This is a genomic window from Dorea sp. MB18-49, from assembly GCF_023669465.1.
In the GTDB taxonomy this organism is placed as follows: Bacteria; Bacillota; Clostridia; order Lachnospirales; family Lachnospiraceae; genus Dorea_A; species Dorea_A longicatena.
Map to the genome: position 1 here is coordinate 52,925 of NZ_JAMOYX010000005.1, position 21,832 is coordinate 74,756.

Below are 21,832 nucleotides of genomic sequence, written 5' to 3' on the forward strand. Positions count from 1 at the left end.
TGCTGTCTTCCTCCTTCTATTACTTGACAATCTCGCCTTTTGTAACCTTTGTTGTCAGAGTAACGATAATCAGCAGTGCAAATCCTGTAATAACGTCCTGGATCGCTGTAGGAGCACCAAGTGCGATGAAACCGAAGAAAATAATATTGATTACGAATTCACCGATGATAATAGCCTGCAGCGGCATACCATATTTCTTAAATGCCAGACCGAAGAAGCATCCCATTGTCGGTACGAAGTTTCGGCTCATAGATGCCATACCGGTAACCGCTACCATTGAAGAACCATAACTGATTGTCAGAATTGCCATTACTCCAAGGAACGCACCACTTAAGATGAATGCAAGTACCTTGTATTTATTAACATTAATACCCATGTTCTTAGCAACGAACTCGTCACTTCCGATCGCATAAGTATAAGTTCCGATTTTAGTGTAGTTTAAGAATATGTAAGCAACAACGCATGCTACCAATGCAAGGATGATATCCCATGGCATACGTCCGAATGCTCTTAAGTGTGCCGGAAGTGTCTGTTCTACACCACCTGCCATGTAGTTTGCCAGCGACTCATAGATAAGTGCCAAACCTGTTGTAACGATCATAGATGGAATTCTTAATTTCACATAGAAAATTCCGTTTAATAAACCAACGATTGTACCTGTAAGAATACCTCCGACGATCAGTCCGAAATATCCTAAATTAAATTTTGTTGCCAATACGCAACCAACGATTGCGGAAAGCATGATGTTTGCACCAATAGAGAAATCGAACATTCCCATTACCATTACGAAATAGAAACCAACCGCACCTACAGTGGCAATCAGACTGGCCTGAAAGTAATTGAGCATATTGGAAAATGAGCCGAAGTTATGTGGTGTCAATATTTTAAAGATTACCCAGGAAACAATCACAAGACCGATCAGGATTACATACCCCATTGTCTTTCCTGAGAGTTTTTTAGTAGTGCCCATATTATCTACCTCTTCTTATTATCTTTTTAAAAGAGAAGGTGGCATCGCCTTTCTTGCGACGTCACCCTCCCCAAATTATTTTCTGTTATCTTGTGTCCGTCTTATTTAGCGGCACGGCTCTCTGCATCAGCGATAGATACGCTTGCTGCAGTAGCTTTCAGCTCTTTCATACTTTCTTTAGACATAGCTACTAATTCATCGTCTGTGTATGGAAGCTGATCTACGAAATATTTCTCGTATGCTGCATAGTCTTCTGCTGATGATACATACAAGTATGGGAATGGAACATCTTCGAATTTACCAGCGAAGTCTTTGTAGTTACCTTTTACTGCATTGTAAACCATCATGAATGCGATCAGTGGGTCACAGAAATGTCCACCGGATTCACCGGCCATTGATCCGTTCTGAAGTCTTTCTCCAAGGTCTGGAAGGAAGTCTGTAGAAACGATATCGATGTCCTGAGTCTTTCCTGCTCGTTCAACTGCTGCGATTGCTCCCTGAAGTGGATCTCCACCACCACCAGCTGGGATCAATGCATCAAGCTTAGGATCTGCTGCCATTAAAGCTTCAGCAGCTTTTGATCCACCTTCTGAAGTTGTACCAGCGTACTGTGGCTCAGAAATTTTTGCTTTGTCGTCTGGGTTTTCTTTGTTCCATTTTTCAACTCCGGCTTTGTAACCTTCCCATCTTCCGAGCCAAGTAGCATCTCCCTGCTCCCAGCCGATCAGACCGATGTTACGATCACCTTTGTCAAGAAGAATCTTAACAAGTTCTGCACCGTTTTCAGGTTCATCTTCATGAACTGCTCCGATGTAGTAAGCGGAATCTTTTGCTGCTTTGTAGATATCTGCACTGTCTTTTTTGCTGATTACACGGAAGAACTGTGCAAGATATACTTTATTATCATTACATGTCTTGATTGCTGATGTCATCTCTGTATCAGATGAGTTACAGATGATGATTCCCTGGCATCCTGCTGCTGCTAACTGCTCTACAGAAGCTGTAACTTTCTCAGATACATGTCCCTGGTCAACATACTGTACTTCTACATCCAGTGCTTTAGCTGCTGCATCCAGCATCTTCTTACACTGTGATCCAAGAACGTCTGTTGAAGACCAGATAGAAACTCCGATTTTAACCTTTCCTGATTTACTGCTCTTGCTGCTCTTGTCATCAGAACTTCCACCGTTTCCGCATGCAGCAAGTCCAACTACCATTGTTGCTGCCAAAAGAGCTGCTGTTACTTTTTTGAGAACTCTCTTCATAATGTTTCCTCCGTTTTCTGTATTTATTTGATGATTAGATTATATACTTAACTGGTATCGTTTTGCAATAAAATACAACCATTTTTTTCAACAAAGTTGTACTGTCTCATAGCGCTTTTCATGGTGTTTTCATCTGTCAAAACCGTTTTTTGTGCGTTTTGACAGTCTTGGTTTCAATAATTATGAACAAAGAATGAATTTTTTGTGCATTTTTCTTCATTTCTTTCGTACTTTCTTTATAGTACAATACAACTTTTATTTTGTACTCACTTGTATTATTTTTACAAAACAGCAACCTAAGTTGTATTTAATCTTATAAATAGCAAACAGGCTGATATTTTATACATGTTAATATAAAATATCAGCCTGTTTGGGATTCCTGCACTATTAAATTAGAAGCAATTACAGTTCTTCTCCATTTGTCCGAATCACATTCTGATACCAGCCAAAGGATTTCTTCTTATATCTCTTTCCACTTCCGGTTCCGTCATCATTTTTATCAACATAGATGAACCCGTAACGCTTCTTTAATTCACCTGTTGTAAATGATACCAGATCGATACATCCCCATGGAGTATATCCCATCAGATCCACACCATCTATCTCTACTGCTTTCTTCATCTCTGTAATATGTTCTTTCAGATATGCAATACGGTAATCGTCATCACAAGTATGATCTTCTTTCAGGATATCAATTGCTCCGAAGCCATTTTCTACTATAAATAGAGGTACTTCATAACGTTCATATAAAGTAACCAGTGCATAACGCAGCCCCACCGGATCGATCTGCCAGCCCCAGTCACTTGCCTTTACATATGGATTAGCAATTGAATTTGGAGAACTTCCGTCCAGCGATTCTGCTGTATCCTTCTTGACATCCGCTTTTACTGCATTGGTCATATAATAGCTAAATCCCAGGTAGTCACATTTACCTTCTGCCAGAATCTCTTCATCTCCCGGCTCCATCACTGGTTTTGTATCTTCTCTTTCCCATTCTTTCTTTGCAAATGCGGAATAATGACCGCGGATATGTACATCTGAAAAATAATATCTTTCATGCATACACTCTGTTGCGATCATAACATCATCCGGGTTGCAGGAATAAGGATAAAACGGTACGAATGAACACATACATCCGATCTGGAAGTCCGGATTGATCTCATGGCCTTTCTTCACCACCAGTGCACTTGCCACCAGTTCGTGATGTGCTGCCTGATACATGGCTTTCTTCTTATTATCATATTCCGAGAAACGGACTCCTGAATCCGTCCATCCAAAGATGTCTGCCGATGTATTGCTCTGGTTATTGATCTCATTGAATGTCATCCAGTATTTTACCTTATCTTTATAACGTTCCATAACGGTTACTGCATAACGTACAAAGAAATCTATCACCTTACGGTTGATCCATCCGCCATATTCCTTTGCCAGATGATACGGCATCTCAAAGTGGCTTAATGTGATGACCGGTTCGATACCATATTTTAATAATTCATCGAACATATCATCATAAAATTTAAGACCTTCTTCATTCGGCTCAGTTTCGTCACCGTTTGGGAAAATACGCGTCCATGCAATACTTGTCCTGAAACACTTGAATCCCATCTCTGCCATCAGGGCAATGTCCCCTTTGTATTCATGATAGAAATCTACCGCCTCATGGTTCGGATAATACTTTCCTTCTACTACTCCGTCTGTAATCTCACGCATCTTTGTTGCGCTTCCGCCAGTCATAACATCAATGACACTCCGACCTTTTCCGCCTTCGTTCCATCCGCCTTCTAACTGGTTGGCAGCTACCGCACCGCCCCATAAAAATGTATCTGATAATGCCATAATTCTTCCTCCTGCACTTTATGCGGAAATCTTTGAAAAGATTTCCGCACTCTTTTTTCTATATTTTTAAGATAATTCAAGAAGCTTCGTTCCGACAGTTACCTTTCCTTCTGCCTTCGTCTCTACATCATTGAATTCGTCACTGTTTGTAATAATAATCGGTGTAGTCACTTCATATCCGGCTTCTTTGATTCCCGGAATGTCAAATTCCAGAAGAAGCTGTCCTTTTTTCACCTGCTCACCTTCTTCTACATGAATGGTAAAGCATCTTCCATTCAGTTTTACAGTATCCATACCGACATGGATCAGAACTTCTACTCCGTCTGTACTTTCCATTCCAACTGCATGATGGCTGTCTAACAATCCGACAACTTTACCATCAAACGGTGCGTAAACCTTTCCCTCTTCCGGAATGACCGCACATCCTTTTCCCATCATCTCACTTGCGAATACCTCATCGTGTACTTCGCTCAACGGAATGACTGTTCCTGCCAGTGGGCTTTCGATTTCTTTTTCTTCTTTTTCTTCTGCTTTATCCACCGGATCATCGAATCCAACAATCTGAATTGCCACAATCGTGATCACAGAAGCAATCACACATGCCAGTGCTTCACCAATGAACGACATCGGTGCATCTTTACTGATTGCATTGACAATCGTAAGCAGTCCTGGAAGTCCGGCATATGCATAATATGCAGAATGGAAGAAGCTCAGTACAACTGCTCCGATTGCCCCTCCTGCGCATCCGCAGATAAATGGCTTCTTAAGTCTTAATGTTACACCATAGATCGTAGGCTCTGTAATACCGAAGATTCCTGTCACTCCGGCTGAAAGTGCCACACCTTTAAACTCTTTATTTCTTGATTTGATAAATACTCCGAATGCTGCAGCCACCTGTGCGACAACAGCGATCGTCTGGAATGCCTGGAATGTATCACATCCATTCATATCAAAGTTGGCAAGTACGACCGGTGTAATTCCCCAGTGCACGCCAAAGATAACAACTATCTGCCATAATCCACCGATGATTGCTCCCGCAAGTGCCGGTGCGAAAGCTACCAATGCATTGTAGCCATTTGCAATTGCATTTGCTGTAATCGCAGATGCCGGTCCGATTACTATGATTGTGGCCGGAACCATGATCACAAAACAGATCAGTGGTGTCAAAAGCGGCTTGGCTGCATCCGGAAGTTTCTTTTTTATATAGTGAAAGTATACCTTGTTTTTCCTCTTTCTTCAAGAATTGCCTGCCTTCACTTCACATTCTCGTACATTTTCCTCCATCCATACCAAAAACTTATATTTGCAATGCATAATTGCTATTTTACGCATACTTTTCATTGTGTTATTCTACAAATGGTTAAAAAAATAACACAAAAAATTATTTTTAAGAAAGAGGTATGAATATGGAAGACACAAAAACATGTCTTGAGAAACAGCCGTTATCCCAGGAAATGCTTGAAAAGATGAATGCCTACTGGCGTGCTGCCAACTATCTGTCAGCCGGTCAGTTATACCTTCTTGACAATCCATTATTAAAAGAACCACTTACAATGGATCAGATCAAGAAGAAAATCGTTGGGCACTGGGGAACTGTCCCAGGACAGAACTTTATCTATGTACACTGCAACCGTGAGATCAAACGTTATGATCTGGATATGATCTTATTATCAGGTCCTGGACATGGCGGAAACTTCTTAATTGCCAATACATATCTGGAAGGTTCTTACAGCGAAGTATATCCGAACATCAGCCAGGATGAAGAAGGTATGAAGAAGATGTTCAAGCAGTTCTCATTCCCATGTGGAGTTCCGAGTCACTGTGCACCAGAGACACCAGGATCTATCAACGAAGGTGGAGAGCTTGGATACTCTATCGCTCATGCATTCGGTGCTGTATTCGACAACCCGGATCTGATCGCAACAGTTGTTGTCGGTGACGGTGAAGCTGAGACCGGACCGTTAGCTACTTCATGGCAGTCTAACAAGTTCCTGAACCCAGTTACAGACGGTGCTGTACTTCCAATTCTTCATTTAAATGGATATAAGATCAGTAACCCTACTATCTTCTCTCGTATTTCCCACGAGGAAGTTGAGAACTTCTTCAAAGGATGTGGATGGAAACCTTACTTCGTAGAAGGCGACGATCCGATGACAATGCACAAGAAGATGGCAGAAACAATGGATACTGTTATCGAAGAGATCAAAGCAATCCAGAAAAATGCACGTGAGAACAATGATCCAGAGCGTCCGGTATGGCCAATGATCGTTCTGCGTACACCAAAGGGATGGACTGGACCAAAGGTTGTAGACGGTCAGCAGATTGAAGGATCTTTCCGTGCACATCAGGTACCACTTACAATGGAAAGTCCAGAACATCTGGAACTCTTAAAAGAGTGGCTGGAAAGCTATCATCCGGAAGAACTCTTCGACGAAAACGGACGCCTGATCCCAGAACTTGCAGAACTTGCACCTAAGGGAGATGCCCGTCTCGGAGCTAACCCACATGCAAATGGTGGATTATTATTAAAAGACTTAAGACTTCCTGATTTCCGTTCTTATGGAATCGAAGTTGAACCAGGTAAGACAAAGGCTCAGGATATGATCGAACTTGGCGGATATATCCGTGACATCTTCGAATTAAACGAAGAGAACAAGAACTTCCGTATCTTCGGACCTGACGAAAGTATGTCTAACCGTTTATACAAAGTATTTGAAACACAGAACCGTGACTGGAATGCCGGACTTCTTGATACAGACGATTGTCTTGCAAGAAACGGACGTATCATGGATGGTATGTTAAGTGAGCATATGTGTGAAGGATGGCTGGAAGGTTATCTGTTAACAGGACGTCACGGATTCTTCGCAAGTTACGAAGCATTCATCCGTATCGTTGACTCTATGGCAGCTCAGCATGCAAAATGGTTAAAAGTATGTAACCAGCTTTCATGGAGACAGCCAATTGCTTCTCTTAACTTCATCCTGACATCAAATGTATGGCAGCAGGATCACAACGGATTTACACATCAGGACCCAGGATTCCTGGATCACATCGCTAATAAAAAAGCAGATGTTGTCCGCATGTATCTCCCACCGGATGCTAACTGCTTACTCTCTTGCTTCGATCACTGTATCAAGAGCAAGAACTATGTCAACGCTATCGTAGCTTCAAAACACCCAAGCTGCCAGTGGTTATCTATGGAACAGGCTGTTAAGCACTGTACACAGGGTATCGGTATCTGGGATTGGGCAAGTAACGACTGTGGTGAAGAACCAGATGTTGTTATGGCTTGCTGCGGTGACACACCAACTCTTGAAACAATGGCTGCTGTTACAATTCTTCGTGATGAAATGCCAGAACTCAAGATTCGTGTTGTTAACGTTGTTGACCTGTTCAAGATGGAATCAGATCACAAACATCCACACGGATTAAGTGATGCAGAATATGATGCAATCTTTACAAAAGATAAACCGATCATCTTCGCATTCCACGGATATCCGACACTGATCCATGAACTTACATACGAACGTAACAACCACAATATTTCCGTTCATGGATATCAGGAAGAAGGAACGATCACTACACCATTCGATATGCGTGTACAGAACCAGATCGACCGTTTCAACCTGGTAAAAGATGCTATCATGCACTTGCCACAGCTTGGCAACAAGGGATCATTCCTGATCCAGAAGATGAACGACAAGCTGGTTGAGCACAAACAGTACATTGCCGAATACGGACAGGATCTTGAAGAGATCCGTAACTGGGAGTGGCATAAATAAAAAAAGTCCTCTATTGATTAGTTTGTTTTAATATAATAAAAGCCCGGAAGCTTACAATATTTTACTCCAATTCGATACCTTTATCTTTTATCTGATCATTATTGATCATCCGAATTTATGTAAGCTTCCGGGTTTTTACATTTCTTTTTCTTTCAGAAATTTCTGAAATTCTTTTGCCGCGATACTTTGCGGATATTCCACGTCGTAGATCAGTATAATATTACGTTCCGGCAGCTTTTCTTTCACTTTGATCTCAAATACCTGTCCGGACTTAAGTTCCGAATCTGCAAATTCCGCCGGGATGAAACCAAGTCCCAGATTGTGCCTTACCGCCGGAAGTATCATATCCGTCGTTGCAAGCTCCATATCCGGTGTAAATGTCAGACTGTTCTTTTCAAAATATTCATTTAGAAAACGTCTGGTAATCGTCTCTGCAGTCAGACTGATCCACGGATAGGACACCAGTTCCTTAAGTGAAACCTCTTTCCCATCATCCTTTAATTCTCCAAATCTGTTTCCACTGATCAGGATATCATGATATTTTCTCAGAATCTTCATCCGAAGAGGTTTTGCTACCTGAAGGTTCGCCGATACAAATGCAAGGTCTACTTTTCCTTCTTTTACTGCATTCACAGACTCTGTCGTACTGTTATTCAGAATCTTAAACCTCACATTCGGATACAGGCTGTTGAATTCTTCCATTGCCTGAAAAAGATAACAGTGAAGTGCCGTCTCCGTAGCGCTGATATAGATCGTTCCGTTCTCCAGCGAGATCAGATTACTCAGATCATTCTCTCCTTTGAAAAACTGGGCACATCCTGCCGCTACATATCCATAAAATGTCCGGCCTTCCGGAGTTAGCTGCATTCCGGTCTTACTCCTCGTAAATAAGCGGCAGCCAAGTTCATTTTCCAGTTTGTGTATGGTACGCGTGACTGCCGGCTGGCTGGTCTTCAGTACCGTTGCCGCCTTGGTAAGATTTTCATATTTTGCTACATAATAAAATATTTTGTAATATTCAAAATTTGAATTCATAATAAAAACTACTCCTCTTCATCTCTCACTATATTTTAAAAAATAAGTGAAAAATGTCAAGTGATATCTTCATTCTCCACCGCTGTCAACTTTTCTTATATACTTTTACATATTCCAAAAGAGATCTGACATATCCAAATGCCAAATCTCTTTTTTGTCCTTATTAACCTTTTACAGCTCCGGCTGCAACACCTTTGATAATATGCTTCTGACAAGCCAGATAGAAGATAACTACCGGAATTACCGCAAGGATCAGCGCTGCCATAACAGCACCCATATCTACACGTCCATAACTTCCCTTCATATACTGGATCGCAATTGAGATTGTCTTATACTTATTCAGATCCAGTACCAGGTATGGAAGCAGGAAGTCGTTCCAGATCCACATCGTCTCCAGAATTCCTACGGAAATGTATGTCGGCTTCATGATCGGAAGTACAACAGAGAAAAAGGTTCGAAGTGGTGTACATCCGTCGATCATTGCCGCTTCTTCAATTTCCAGTGGAATGGATTTTACAAATCCGCAGAACATGAATACTGCAAGACCTGCACCAAATCCGAGGTAAATGATGATGATTCCCCAAGGTGTACGAAGACCGGTACGGTCAGCTACCAGCGATAAGGTGAACATAACCATCTGGAACGGAACAACCATGGAAAATACACAGAGTAAATATAACAGTTTTGTAAACTTACTGTTTACTCTTGTAATATACCATGCACACATAGAAGTACATACAAGGATCACAAGTACGGAACCAACTGTGATAAATACAGTCCAGCCGACTGCACCCAGCAGTTCATATTTGTCAATTGCGGACAGGAAGTTATCGATTCCTACCCATGTCTGCTTTGTCGGAAGTTTGAATGGTTCTTTGTTGATAAATACTTTATTTTTAAATGAGTTGATCAGCACGATCAGGATCGGCATGATATATACAATACCGATGATCGCAAATGCACCTGTTCCAAACCAGCTTAATTTACTTGTTTTTTTCTTCATTACTGCTGTACCTCCTTAGAACGTGTTGCACGTAACTGGATCATACCGATCACAACTACGATTGCAAAGAAGATGACTGCCTTCGCCTGTCCGACTCCTTCCCATCCGGTACGTCCGTAGAACGTATTGAAGATGTTTAACGCCATCATCTCAGACATCTTAGACGGTTCACCGGCTGTCAGGGACAGGTTCTGATCGAATAACTTGAATCCGTTTGTAATTGACAGGAACATACAGATCGTGATCGATGGCATCATCATCGGGATTGTTACCTTGAATAATGTTTGGATCTTATTTGCTCCGTCAATCTCTGCTGCTTCAATGACATCACCAGGAATGGACTGAAGGCCCGCAATATAGATGATCATCATATAACCAATCTGCTGCCAGCTGACCAGAATGATCAGTCCCCAGAAGCCATACCACTCATTCAGAGCAAGTGCGGTACCATATCTGGAAAGAACTCCGTTAAAGATCAGCTGCCAGATATATCCAAGTACGATACCACCGATCAGGTTCGGCATGAAGAAGATCGTACGGAAGACATTTGTTCCATGCATTTCTTTTGTCAGTGCCATTGCAAGTGCAAATGCTATGATGTTAATGATCAGAAGAGATGCAATCGCGAACAGTACGGTATACCAGAATGAATGACGGAATGCCGTATCTTTCAGTGCTTCTATGTAATTTGAAAATCCTACGAATTTCGCGTCTGTTACGGTTGTAAATTTACAAAATGAAAGCCAGATTCCCATAATAAAAGGAACGATAAAGCCAAGAATAAATGCAAAAAACGTTGGAAGCACGAAAATCGGCATATAACGTTTGATGGATTTTTCCATAATAAATTCCTCCTTCCATGCAGAGAATCTCCGCTTCATTTCCCTGCACTTTTTCATAAAAGCGGCGGGTGTTTCTTGCAACCGCCCGCCACTACTCACTTCATATAACTATTTTGATTGTTACATTTTTATTTTTATTTTGCTGCTGCAGCTTCTTTTGCCCATCCGTCAACGAATGCTGTTGTAACTTTTGCCCAGTTTGCATCTGTCGGATCTGCTGCGTAACTTGTCAGTGCAGAACCCACTCCGTTCTTCCACTCTTCTGATGGCATTGTTGAGAAGTTCCAAGATACAGGAGTCTTTCCGTCTTCTGTATATTTGTTTGCTTCGTTAACAAGTACGTTGTCTGATTTCAGGTTCTTCTTAAATGGAATTGTGAATCCCATGTCTTTGCACATTGCCTTTACACCATCATCAGATGTTACACACCAGTTCATGAAATCAAGTGTTGCCTGAATGTCGTCTTCAGATGCTTTAGAGTTTACACACCAGTAGTTCTCTGTACCTGTACAGATTCCCTGATCTTCTTCGCCTTCTACACCGATGTAGATTGGAAGGATTCCAAGATTGTCATCTCCGACGTCTTTGATGTTGTTATATTCCCATGTACCATTCTGGTAGAATACTGCATCACCTGTTACGAAATCTGCTGTTGCATCGTCAGCTGTCTTTGTAGAAAGCTCTGTTGGTTTGCAGGTAGCGTTGTTGATATAGAGATCCCAGATCTGACGGTAGTTATCAAGGTATGTTCCTTTGATAGCATCTGTGTTATCGATTCCTTCATCTTTGTATTCATAGTAGATTGGAAGGTTTGCCAGATGAGTTTTGAATCTCCAGTCAGATGATCCGTCCATACCAGCGGATGTAAATGCTGAGAATCCAAGTTTGTCCTTATTTGCTGTGATATCTTCTACAACTTTCTTGAAGCTGTCAAAGTTAGTGATATCATCAGCTGAGTATCCTGCTTTCTTTAACAGTTCTTTGTTGTAAATGATTCCGTAGCTTTCTATTACGTATGCGATTCCTGACATCTTGTCGCCGTCCATCAGTGCGAAATCATCACTTGTCAGCTGTTTTGCAACATCAGAATCTTTCAGATCGTAGCAGTAATCTTTCCAGCTTGCAAGTCCAACCGGTCCGTTTACCTGGAACAGTGTCGGAGCATTGCTCTTAGCCATCTCAGATTTTAATGTCTTTTCGTATTCTCCGGATGCTGCTGTAAGTACTGTTACATCCACTCCTGTTTCTTTTGTATACTCTTTTGCCAGATCCTGCCACTGCTCATCCTGTTCTGGTTTGAAGTTTAAGTAGTATACTTTTCCTTTTGCGTCTTTCTTGTCTGACTTGCTGTCAGAAGAGCTTCCACATCCTGCAACCATTCCTGTTGCCATGGCTGCTACCAGCATTGCTGATACAACTTTACGCATTTTCATAATTCATTTCCCTCGCCTTTCTTTTTTGAAACCTTCGTTTCTCTTGTTGTCATTATATTAACAGAAATGCGCTCAAACCCTGTATCAATAAAACAACCTGATATACAAAAAAACATATCTATTGTTCTTCTTCAAACTGCCGGATGCTTTCGTCTTCTGCCTGCGTGAATTCCTGCTCCGTTATCTTTCCCTGTGCCAGTTCCGCCAGACATTCTCCCAGTACATCCTCCTGCAGCAGTGAATTCCACTTCACCTGATAATTCGGTACAATCTGTGGATTTCCCGTATAAGCCTTCAGATAATCATCCAACAGCGTTCCTTCCTGTCTTGTCCTGCTGTTCAGCAATTCTTCTTTCTGTTCTTTATTCAATTTCGTTCTGAATTTGAGGAACTCAACTGCTCCTTTTTTCACCTTTTCACTATAAGTTGATACAACTGCCCAGCCGAATGTCTCCGGTGAGCCTATCAGTTTATTTTCCGGAAATGTAGAAAAACATACTTTTTTCTGCATTTCCTCCGGAATCTGATCAATCATCCAGTAACCATTAGGTATCATCGCTGCATTTCCTGCCACGAAATTATCATGAGCTACGTCAAAATCATTATGTAATGCATCCTGGGTCGTATATTGAAATAATTTTTTTAATGTACCGGCTATCTCCAGCCCCGGTTCATTCTGATAGGTATCCGGATATAATTGCTTCATGAATGCCGCACCTTCTTCACTTCCTGCTACTTCTGCTGTTGCAAGCAGCATTGCGGCCCATGCCGTCCCTTCCGTATGCAGGGCAAGCGGCGTGATCCCTGCTGCTTTCAGTTTCTCACAACATTCCCAGAACTCCTCCCATGTCTCAGGAAATCTGCTGATTCCTGCCTGTTCAAATAACTCCCGGTTCCAGAAAACCCCTGAACAGGCGAATGCCGCCGTACTGACCGGACCCAGATAAATCTTTCCATCCTCTTCCCGGACCGATTCCATTACTGACGGTTCGATCATATCCTTCCATTCCTGATCTTCGTTAATGTAAGGTGTCAGGTCCTCAATCCTGCCTTTCTTGATCATCATCTGATAGAAAGATGGAAGCATACGCAGATCAGTGATAATAGCCGGTAATTCATCTGTCACATTCATACGTTTCAGATTCTTCCGGTATTCTTCCTCCGTCTCCATCACCCAGTCCACATCTATATGATACTTTCCTTTATATGCCCTGTTAAACCGCTCCACCACTTCCTCTTCATTCTTATTACCAGTACTGGAATCTACGGTAAGGATCATTGGAATCTCTACTACTTTATTCTTTTTTCTGGTCTGTGTATTCTCTTTTCCCGCACAGCCGGTCAGTGCTGTCAGCATGGCGATCACCATCACTGCTGCCATAATCCGTCTACTGTTCACTGTTTTCTTTCCCATCATCCGGGATCTGGATAACACAGACGGTTCCATTTGTATCCGATTCATAGAAAAATCTCACATCCTCCCCATACTTTAACCGCAGTCGCGTAATAATATTTATCACACCATAACCATGTTTTTTGTCTTCAAAACTGTCTTTCATTTTTGACACCGGTATCTCTGACAGTCCGTTTAACTTCTCCGCCATCTGCTCTTCCATCGGAGTTCCGTTATTATAGACACTGAATGTAAGCTGTCCTGCCTGTTCAGTGACACTGATCCTTATCAGACCGCCTTCGAAGATATCACAAAATCCATATTTGACTGCATTTTCCACAATTGGCTGTAAGATCAGCTTTAATATCCACCTTGTTTTCAGTTCTTCTCCACATTCGATCTCATAACGGAACAGATTCTCATTGCGGATCTGCTGGATCTCCATATAACTTTTTACATTTTCCAGCTCGTCTTCTACTGTCACAATCTCACGTCCTTTGCTCAGTGACAGACGCAGATACTTTGACAGTGCCTGTATCATCTTCATCGTCTTCTCTTCCCCGTTGATCCGCGCCAGCATATAGATGGTATCCAGGGTATTATAGAGAAAATGCGGATTGATCTGGCTGATCAGCGTATTCATCTCACTAATTCTTAGTTCTTTCTGCTGATTCTTGACCTCGTTCTGGAACTCTTCGATATTCTTTAACATCTCGTTATAGGCATGCCCGATCTTATCCAGTTCTGTGTCCGTATGGATCTGAATGGTATGTGTAAAATCATTTCCATCAAAACTTGTCATGGCATCACTGATCTGTCTGATCGGCCGGGTAAATGTCTGTGATGCATAAAGACTTAATACAAACGCCAGCACTGCGATCACCGCATAGATAGTGAGTAATACGATCAATATCTGCGTCATTCCCTGATTCAATACCATATCCGGCACCAGTGTAAAGATCACCATCCCTGTCTCTTCCTGCCGGTATGCCTGTAAAATCCCGCCTTCTATCTTTTTTCCCCGCACGATCACACCGGATTTTTTCGTTCTGGTCAGTTCCGTAATCTTCTCCATTGTCCTTTTTTCGATACTGAGATCTTCCGGTTCCTGCCGGATGCAAGTCTTTCCTTCCGGACTTATGATTCCCACTGCAACATCTTTTGCAATCTTCCTGTCTTTATCCATAACACTTTCCAGAAACTGTTGATTCATCTTCAGATACACGATTCCAGGTTCGTGTGCGTAATCCATACTATTCACATATCTTCCGATAAACAATGCTTCATCCCCCGTACCAAACAGGTAATCCCGGGTCCAGATCCACTGCGTCTTCGCATACTCATCCCCCATTTTCTCACGCAGACCGCTGCTTTGAAAATCCGAATAACCAATCTGGGAATAGGATTTTTCGTAAACATTTCTTTTATTATCAATGTAGCAATAATCAGCGACATGATTCAGATCTATATATGCAAAATATTTGCTCAGTGCATTCTTCTCTACTTCCTGCAGTTCTTTATTCTTCAGACTCTTCTGCACATCATTTTCCAGGATGATCTCTGCTGTCACGGCATCCGTCTTCCGGTAGAGATTATCCAGGGCTATCCCCATCTTCTCATTCATGAATTCATACTTATCCACAATCACATCTGTCATATTCCGTCTGACATAAGTCCATACACAGATGCTGGAAAGAACCAGTGCCAGTATCAGAAGCGTACACATATACTTCAGATACTTTTTCTGGATTCCTGACATTTTACTTTTTTTCATACTTCATATTCCCTTTTGTAATCTCTCGGAAGCTGTCCTGTATATTCTTTAAACAAATGTGAAAAATAGGATGGATTACTGATTCCGACCTGCTCGCAGATATTACCGATGCTGGTTCTTCCGTCTTCCAGCAGTCTCTTTGCCAGCTCCATTCTACGCTGCAACAGATATTGTTTGAATGTCATATGAAAGGTATTCTTGAATACCCGTCCAAAATATACCGGATTCAGATATACATGTGTCGCCACTGATACAATCGAAAGATCTTCATTATCCAGATGTTCATCTATATATGCCACAGCCGCTGCAATGTATTCTTTTGATCCTTTATTCTCTTTCTTCTCTGCATTTTCCAGTCTTTTTTCAATAGCAGTTCCCAGAATCTTATAACAGACATCCACCGCTTTTGCCGCCTTTAAGTTTCTCATATTCGAATAATAATTTTCAAATTGCTGATTCAGTGATTCGTCCATCCCGTAACTGTCTTTTAACATGAATTCTGTCTTTACCATGATTTTGTGCATATACTGGCATTGCAGTTCTTCTCTGTGTGGCAGTTGGTAAATAAAATGTACAAATGCCTGCTTTAACTGTACGGCGTCGTTCTTCCGCACGCTGTTGACCACCATCATCTCTGCCTCCGCCGGATATGGGCTTTCCTCTTTTTCTTCAACAGTCTCCGGGATTGTAAATACTCCCGCTCCGGATGCATTTGTAACAGCGAATAATCTCTGCGCTTCTTCGAAACTTCTTCTGATTCCGCGGATCCCTTTATATGGTTTGGATATTGCTGCAATAACCAGGCTGTTCTCTTCTTTTTTTACCTCTTCCAGCAGTTCTTTCAATTCATGTACCGCTGTGTTCTCCTGCGTCTTTATAATAAATGTACGATGTCCTTCTTCACTTTCGAATTTCCAGTATGTGAATCTCTCTGCGATCTTTTCTTCAATCATTCTGACCATGGAAAATCTCGAGGCTTCATATTCCAGTTCATTGGTAATCTTATAGGCCAGATCAAGATCTGCATATACTGTAATAAACCGGTCTCCTTCCTTCATGACATCCTGCAGCGTATGGAAGACTTCATCTACTTTTTCTTCCGGCAGCCGGTTCTGGACATATTTTTGCACGACAACCTGCAAAAATCCATCTCCGTCCTTTTTCAGAAGTCTTTCCCAGCGGTCATACTTCTCCTCATTTCGGATCTGATCTTCACAGATTTTACCGACATCTGTCATCGTCGCCTGTAATTTTTCATCTTCAATCGGCTTCAGAAGATATGCGAATGCCCCCAGATCACATGCCTTCTTCGCATATTCGAAATCCCTGTATGCACTTAATACCACGAACTGACATTCCGGGTTCTCTTTCTTGATTTCTTCCATTACCATAAGTCCGGAAATCTGTTTCATCCTGATGTCTGTCAGCACTACGTGTGGTTTTTTTTCGCGTATTACCTTTAACGCCTGCTCTCCGCTCTGCGCAAAACCAACCACCTCATATCCCATACCGTTCCAGTCATACGTCTTTACCAGACCCTCCAGCAGGATCGGCTCATCATCTACGATCACCAGTTTTAACAACCCCATAGTACACCTCATACCTTTTATTAATACCATCTTAACATATTACAGTCTCATTCTATAATTTTTTATACTTTTTCTTTACCAAAAATCATATCTGTTATGCAAAAAATCATACTTTTTATGTCAAAAATTATACTTTTATGAAAAATCAGAGGTTTTGGCATATACAAAACAAAAAGAAAAACACAATATCCAAAACGTTTCCATTCCCTTCTCAGTGAATCCTTCGTTTGAATATTGTGTTTTCTTTTTGTTTCCTGTTATGTTTATCTTGCGCAGACTTCTGTCGTTTTTCTGATCTTCTTGATCAGTTCATCTGTAAATGCGCCTTTTTTCATTCTCCACATCCAGTTACCGCCGAGTGTAGATGGCATATTAATTCTTGCCTTATTACCAAGTCCCAGATAATCCTGTACCGGAATGATACACGTATCTGCCACACTTCTCATCGCCAGACTTATGAAATCCCAGTGTACTTCTTCATCCGGAGTGTATGGATTATTCAGATATTCTTTTGTCATCTCTTTATCTTCTTCGGAAAGTGTCTGATACCATCCCTGAAGGGTATCGTTATCGTGGGTTCCCGTATAAACTACACAGTTTTTATCATAATTATGTGGAAGATAATCACTGTCCTCTCCTGCCACAAATGCGAATTCCAGTACTTTCATTCCCGGATAACCACTGTCTTTTAACAATTGTCTCACCGTATCCGTCAGGAATCCCAGATCTTCCGCAATGATCGGAAGGTCACCTAATGTTTCTTTCATCGTACGGAACAGATCCATGCCCGGTCCCGGCATCCATTCACCATTCTCTGCCGTCTCATCTCCATACGGGATTGCATAATATTCATCAAACCCACGGAAATGATCGATACGGATGATGTCATACAATTTAAAGCAGCAGGCCACCCGCTTCATCCACCAGTCATAGCCTGTCTTCTTATGGTAATCCCATGCATACAATGGATTCCCCCACAACTGCCCGGTTGCCGAAAATGCATCCGGTGGACATCCCGCTACCGCAACCGGCAGATTCTCTTCATCTAACTGGAACAGCTTCGGATTCGCCCAGGTATCTGCACTGTCAAATGCTACATAAATCGGGATATCCCCGATAATCTCAATGCCTTGTTCATTGGCATATGTTTTCAGTCCGGCCCACTGTCCGGCAAACAGATACTGCAGAAATTCATAAAAATCAATCTCTGCACTTAATTGTTCCTGATATGCCGCAATTGCTTCCGGCTTACGCAGCCTGATGTCTTCCTCCCACTGATCCCAGCTTTTTCCGTCAAATGAATCTTTCACTGCCATATACAATGCATAATCCGCAAGCCATGCTTTTTCTTCTTCCAGATAAGTACGGTACGCCTTACTTTCCATCAATCCGTTCTTTTGGGCTCTTTTATATGCAAGCTTTAATACTTTAAATCTTGCATTATATATTTTTTCATAATCGATTTCTTCTTCATTCTCTCCGAAATCTGCCTGGTCACACTCTTCTTTCGTCAGAAGTTCATCCTCGATCAGCGTCTCCAGATCGATAAAATACGGGTTTCCCGCAAATGTTGAAAAAGACTGATACGGTGAATCACCGTATCCTGTCTGTCCAAGCGGCAGGATCTGCCACAATTTCTGTCCTGCTTCTTTTAATATATCTACAAATTCATACGCTTCTTTCGAAAAACATCCGATTCCATATGCCCCCGGAAGTGCAGAGACCGGCATTAACATTCCACTCTTTCTCATTAACTTTCGTTCCTTCCTCGTTATGATACTTATAATTAAGTATAGCAGTGTTCTTTGGATGCTTCAAATAAAAAGTATACTCTGTATATAAGAAATCATAGATTATTCCACAGATGTCACCGTATAATCCTTGTCTTCTACTGTCTTCTTCAGCACATCATCTGCGATCTCTGCATTTAATGTCAGCTCTGCTGTTCCTGCCTCATGGCTTACAACCGCTTCATCTACCTGTGGAAGTGCTTCCAGTGCTTTCTTTACGGCTGCCTCACAGTGTCCACACATCATTCCCTCAATATGCATTATTTTTTTCATTGTCTTGTCCTCCTTCTTGGATCTCTTTTTTTCTTTTTTGCCTTTTAATTTTTTATCTTTTGATGCATCATACATCTTAAAAAGATTCAATCTCAATGCGTTCGATACTACGCAGAAGCTTGATAAACTCATGGCTGCCGCACCGAACATCGGATTTAATTTCCACCCAAACAACGGATACCACACACCAGCCGCAAGCGGGATTCCGATAATATTATAGAAGAATGCCCAGAACAGATTCTCATGAATATTACGGAGTGTCGCACGGCTCATGCGGATTGCTGCCGGCACATCACTTAACCGGCTCTTCATCAGAACAACATCTGCCGCATCGATCGCAACATCCGTTCCGGCTCCGATCGCAATACCCATATCGGCTCTTGTAAGTGCCGGTGCATCGTTGATACCATCCCCGACCATCGCAACTTTTCCTTTTTCTTTCAGCTTACGGATCACCTGCTCTTTTCTTTCCGGAAGTACGCCTGCAATCACTTCATCAACTCCCGCCTGCTGTCCGATGGCTTTTGCAGTACGTTCGTTATCTCCGGTCAGCATGACTACATGGATTCCCATGTTCTGTAATTCTTTGATTGCCTGCGGGCTGTCTTCTTTGATGACATCCGCCACTGCAATTACACCTAATAAACGGTCTTCATTTCCAAAGAATAATGGTGTCTTACCTGCTTCGGCAAGTTTCTCTGCCTTCTTCTGGATATCTCCATCAACGGATACCTTACTGCTGATAAATGTATAATTTCCTCCATATAATGTATGGTCATCCAATATGGCTGTCAGGCCGTTACCCGGAAGAGCCTGGAATCCGGTAACTTCTTCGATGCCGGCATTTTCCTCTTTTGCATTTTCAAGGATTGCTCTTGCCAGTGGATGTTCACTCTTATTTTCCAGTGCATACGCACATTTTAATAAGGTATCTTCTGTCACTCCCGCTGCCGGAATGATATCTGTCACTTTCGGTTCTCCACTTGTGATCGTACCAGTCTTATCCAGCGCAACAATTTGCATCTTTCCAGTCTCTTCCAGTGAAACTGCTGTCTTGAACATAATACCATTTCTGGCACCCATTCCATTTCCGACCATAATTGCTACCGGTGTTGCAAGTCCAAGCGCACATGGACAGCTGATCACCAGCACCGCAATTCCTCTGGATAACGCAAAACCAATACTCTGTCCTGCGATCAACCATACAATAATTGTGAGCACTGCAATTGTGATAACCATTGGCACAAATACACCGGATACACGGTCCGCAATCTTTGCGATCGGTGCTTTCGTTGCAGCCGCATCACTTACCATCTGAATAATCTGCGAAAGTGTCGTATCCTCGCCGACTCTGGTCGCACAGCACTTCAGATATCCGGACTGATTTACGGTTGCGGCTGATACCTTATCACCGACAGCCTTATCTACCGGAATACTTTCACCTGTAAGAGCAGATTCATTGACTGCACTGTTTCCTTCTATGACTTCTCCGTCAACCGGAATATTCTCTCCCGGTTTTACAACAAAGCAATCTCCCTTTTGTACCTGTTCGATCGATACCTGAACTTCTTTTTCTCCACGGATCACAACCGCTGTCTTTGGCGCAAGCTTCATTAGTCCTTTTAATGCATCGGTCGTCTTTCCTTTGGATCTTGCCTCCAGCATCTTTCCGACTGTGATCAGTGCAAGGATCATAGCTGCTGATTCAAAATAAAAATCATGCATATAAGACATTACTGCATCCATATCCCCATGCATCTGCGCATCTGTCATTGCAAACAGTGCATACGTACTGTATACAAAAGACGCTCCGGATCCAAGTGCCACCAGGGTATCCATATTCGGTGCCCGGTGAATCAGTCCTTTGAATCCACTGATGAAAAACTTCTGGTTGATCACCATGACTGTAATCGTCAGAAGCATCTGTAACAGTCCCATCATTACATGATTGTCTTTCATGAATCCCGGAACCGGCCAGCCCCACATCATATGTCCCATGGAGAAATACATCAGAACGATCAGAAATCCAAGTGATGCAATCAGACGCTTCTTTAATGCAGGTGTCGTTCTGTCTTTTAACATATCTTCTCCGGCAGATGCTGATGACGACTGTGTCTTTGCCGCTCCTTCTTCTTTTTTCGATGCTCCGTATCCGGCATCTGCGACTGCCTTAATGATCTCCTGTTCACTTGCAGTTCCCTCTACTCCCATAGAGTTGGTAAGCAGACTTACCGAGCAGGATGTTACACCCGGCACTTTCGAAACTGCTTTTTCGACTCTGCTGCTACAGGCTGCACAGCTCATCCCGGTTACTATATATTGTTCCATTGTTGTCTGTTCCCTCCTGTCATTATTATTTTTCTTATTCCTTTATAGTAAACTCAGAAAATGCTTTCCGAGCAGACTATACATCTATAAACTTTACTTACCGCATCAGCTTCTGTAACACCTTTACCAGTTCATCAACCGTCTCATCTTTTCCGTCCCGGATGTCATCTGCCACACAGGTACGGATATGATTCGCCAGCAATACTTTATTAAAGCTGTTCAGTGCCGCATTCACCGCTGATACCTGTACCAGAATCTCCGGACAATAAGCGTCCTTTTCCAGCATTCCTTTGATGCCGCGTACCTGACCCTCAATCCGGCTCAGACGATTCATCAGATCCTTGTATTCTTTATCCGAACGATGCTTGGACGAGTGACAACAGCATTCTTTTTCTGATTTGTTTTCCATATTATCTGTATTCTTGTCTTCCATAAGCATACTCCTTTCATATTCATACCCTTACGGGGTATATGTATTTTATCTCTTATTATCACATAAGTCAAGGAATATATGCGTTC

The 21,832-nt window shown here is 42.1% G+C and carries 15 protein-coding genes; 1 reads left to right on the forward strand and 14 read right to left on the reverse strand.

The annotated features are described in order from the left end of the window. Positions 1-19: 19 nt before the first annotated feature. From NCY30_RS03340 to NCY30_RS15180, 4 genes are all read right to left on the reverse strand, one after another. A complete protein-coding gene (locus NCY30_RS03340) occupies positions 20-970 on the reverse strand; it encodes an ABC transporter permease (RefSeq protein WP_022415810.1) in 951 nt (316 codons plus the stop codon). A 101-nt stretch (positions 971-1,071) separates the two neighbouring features. Beyond that, on the reverse strand, positions 1,072-2,235 hold the full coding sequence (locus NCY30_RS03345; RefSeq protein ID WP_055282250.1) for a sugar ABC transporter substrate-binding protein: 1,164 nt from the start codon (positions 2,233-2,235) through the stop codon (positions 1,072-1,074). Positions 2,236-2,637: 402 nt separating this feature from the next. Next, on the reverse strand, positions 2,638-4,071 hold the full coding sequence (locus tag NCY30_RS03350; protein WP_250818457.1) for a 6-phospho-beta-glucosidase: 1,434 nt from the start codon (positions 4,069-4,071) through the stop codon (positions 2,638-2,640). 66 nt (positions 4,072-4,137) lie between these two features. Further along, positions 4,138-5,274: a glucose PTS transporter subunit IIA gene (locus tag NCY30_RS15180; protein WP_331476448.1), complete on the reverse strand. Its 1,137-nt coding sequence runs from the start codon at positions 5,272-5,274 to the stop codon at positions 4,138-4,140. Positions 5,275-5,477: 203 nt separating this feature from the next. Between NCY30_RS15180 and NCY30_RS03360 the strand changes: the two genes are divergently transcribed. Further along, positions 5,478-7,853, forward strand: coding sequence for a phosphoketolase family protein (locus tag NCY30_RS03360; RefSeq protein WP_173791526.1), 2,376 nt, complete (start codon positions 5,478-5,480; stop codon positions 7,851-7,853). Positions 7,854-7,988: 135 nt separating this feature from the next. Here the strand turns inward: NCY30_RS03360 and NCY30_RS03365 are convergent, their stop codons facing one another. The 10 genes from NCY30_RS03365 to NCY30_RS03410 all read right to left on the reverse strand — a co-directional run bounded on the left by NCY30_RS03365 (position 7,989) and on the right by NCY30_RS03410 (position 21,752). Then, on the reverse strand, positions 7,989-8,888 hold the full coding sequence (locus NCY30_RS03365) for a LysR family transcriptional regulator (RefSeq protein ID WP_173791527.1): 900 nt from the start codon (positions 8,886-8,888) through the stop codon (positions 7,989-7,991). A gap of 163 nt (positions 8,889-9,051) precedes the next feature. Next, entirely contained in the window at positions 9,052-9,891 is an 840-nt protein-coding gene (locus tag NCY30_RS03370) for a carbohydrate ABC transporter permease (RefSeq protein ID WP_161159643.1), read from the reverse strand. Next, positions 9,891-10,733 carry a carbohydrate ABC transporter permease gene (locus NCY30_RS03375; protein ID WP_118225499.1) on the reverse strand — a complete coding sequence of 281 codons (843 nt, stop codon included), beginning with the start codon at positions 10,731-10,733 and terminating at the stop codon, positions 9,891-9,893. Before NCY30_RS03375 ends, NCY30_RS03370 begins: the two co-directional genes overlap by 1 nt. A 134-nt stretch (positions 10,734-10,867) precedes the next feature. Next, positions 10,868-12,166: an ABC transporter substrate-binding protein gene (locus tag NCY30_RS03380; protein ID WP_006427876.1), complete on the reverse strand. Its 1,299-nt coding sequence runs from the start codon at positions 12,164-12,166 to the stop codon at positions 10,868-10,870. Between the two features lie 118 nt (positions 12,167-12,284). Next, the gene (locus tag NCY30_RS03385) at positions 12,285-13,628 is read right to left on the reverse strand and encodes an ABC transporter substrate-binding protein (protein ID WP_250818459.1); all 1,344 of its coding nucleotides are present in this window, start codon (positions 13,626-13,628) and stop codon (positions 12,285-12,287) included. Further along, entirely contained in the window at positions 13,555-15,333 is a 1,779-nt protein-coding gene (locus NCY30_RS03390; RefSeq protein ID WP_250818460.1) for a sensor histidine kinase, read from the reverse strand. The genes NCY30_RS03385 and NCY30_RS03390 overlap by 74 nt, the downstream gene beginning before the upstream one ends. Further along, positions 15,330-16,922: a response regulator transcription factor gene (locus tag NCY30_RS03395; protein WP_250818461.1), complete on the reverse strand. Its 1,593-nt coding sequence runs from the start codon at positions 16,920-16,922 to the stop codon at positions 15,330-15,332. The genes NCY30_RS03390 and NCY30_RS03395 overlap by 4 nt, the downstream gene beginning before the upstream one ends. Before the next feature lie 263 nt (positions 16,923-17,185). Further along, positions 17,186-18,673 (reverse strand): 4-alpha-glucanotransferase, encoded by a 1,488-nt coding sequence (gene malQ / locus NCY30_RS03400; protein ID WP_250818462.1) that lies wholly within the window; start codon positions 18,671-18,673, stop codon positions 17,186-17,188. A gap of 102 nt (positions 18,674-18,775) precedes the next feature. Continuing rightward, a complete protein-coding gene (locus tag NCY30_RS03405; protein WP_250818463.1) occupies positions 18,776-21,313 on the reverse strand; it encodes a heavy metal translocating P-type ATPase in 2,538 nt (845 codons plus the stop codon). A 97-nt stretch (positions 21,314-21,410) separates the two neighbouring features. Then, positions 21,411-21,752: a metal-sensing transcriptional repressor gene (locus NCY30_RS03410; RefSeq protein ID WP_371278613.1), complete on the reverse strand. Its 342-nt coding sequence runs from the start codon at positions 21,750-21,752 to the stop codon at positions 21,411-21,413. Positions 21,753-21,832 lie beyond the last annotated feature (80 nt).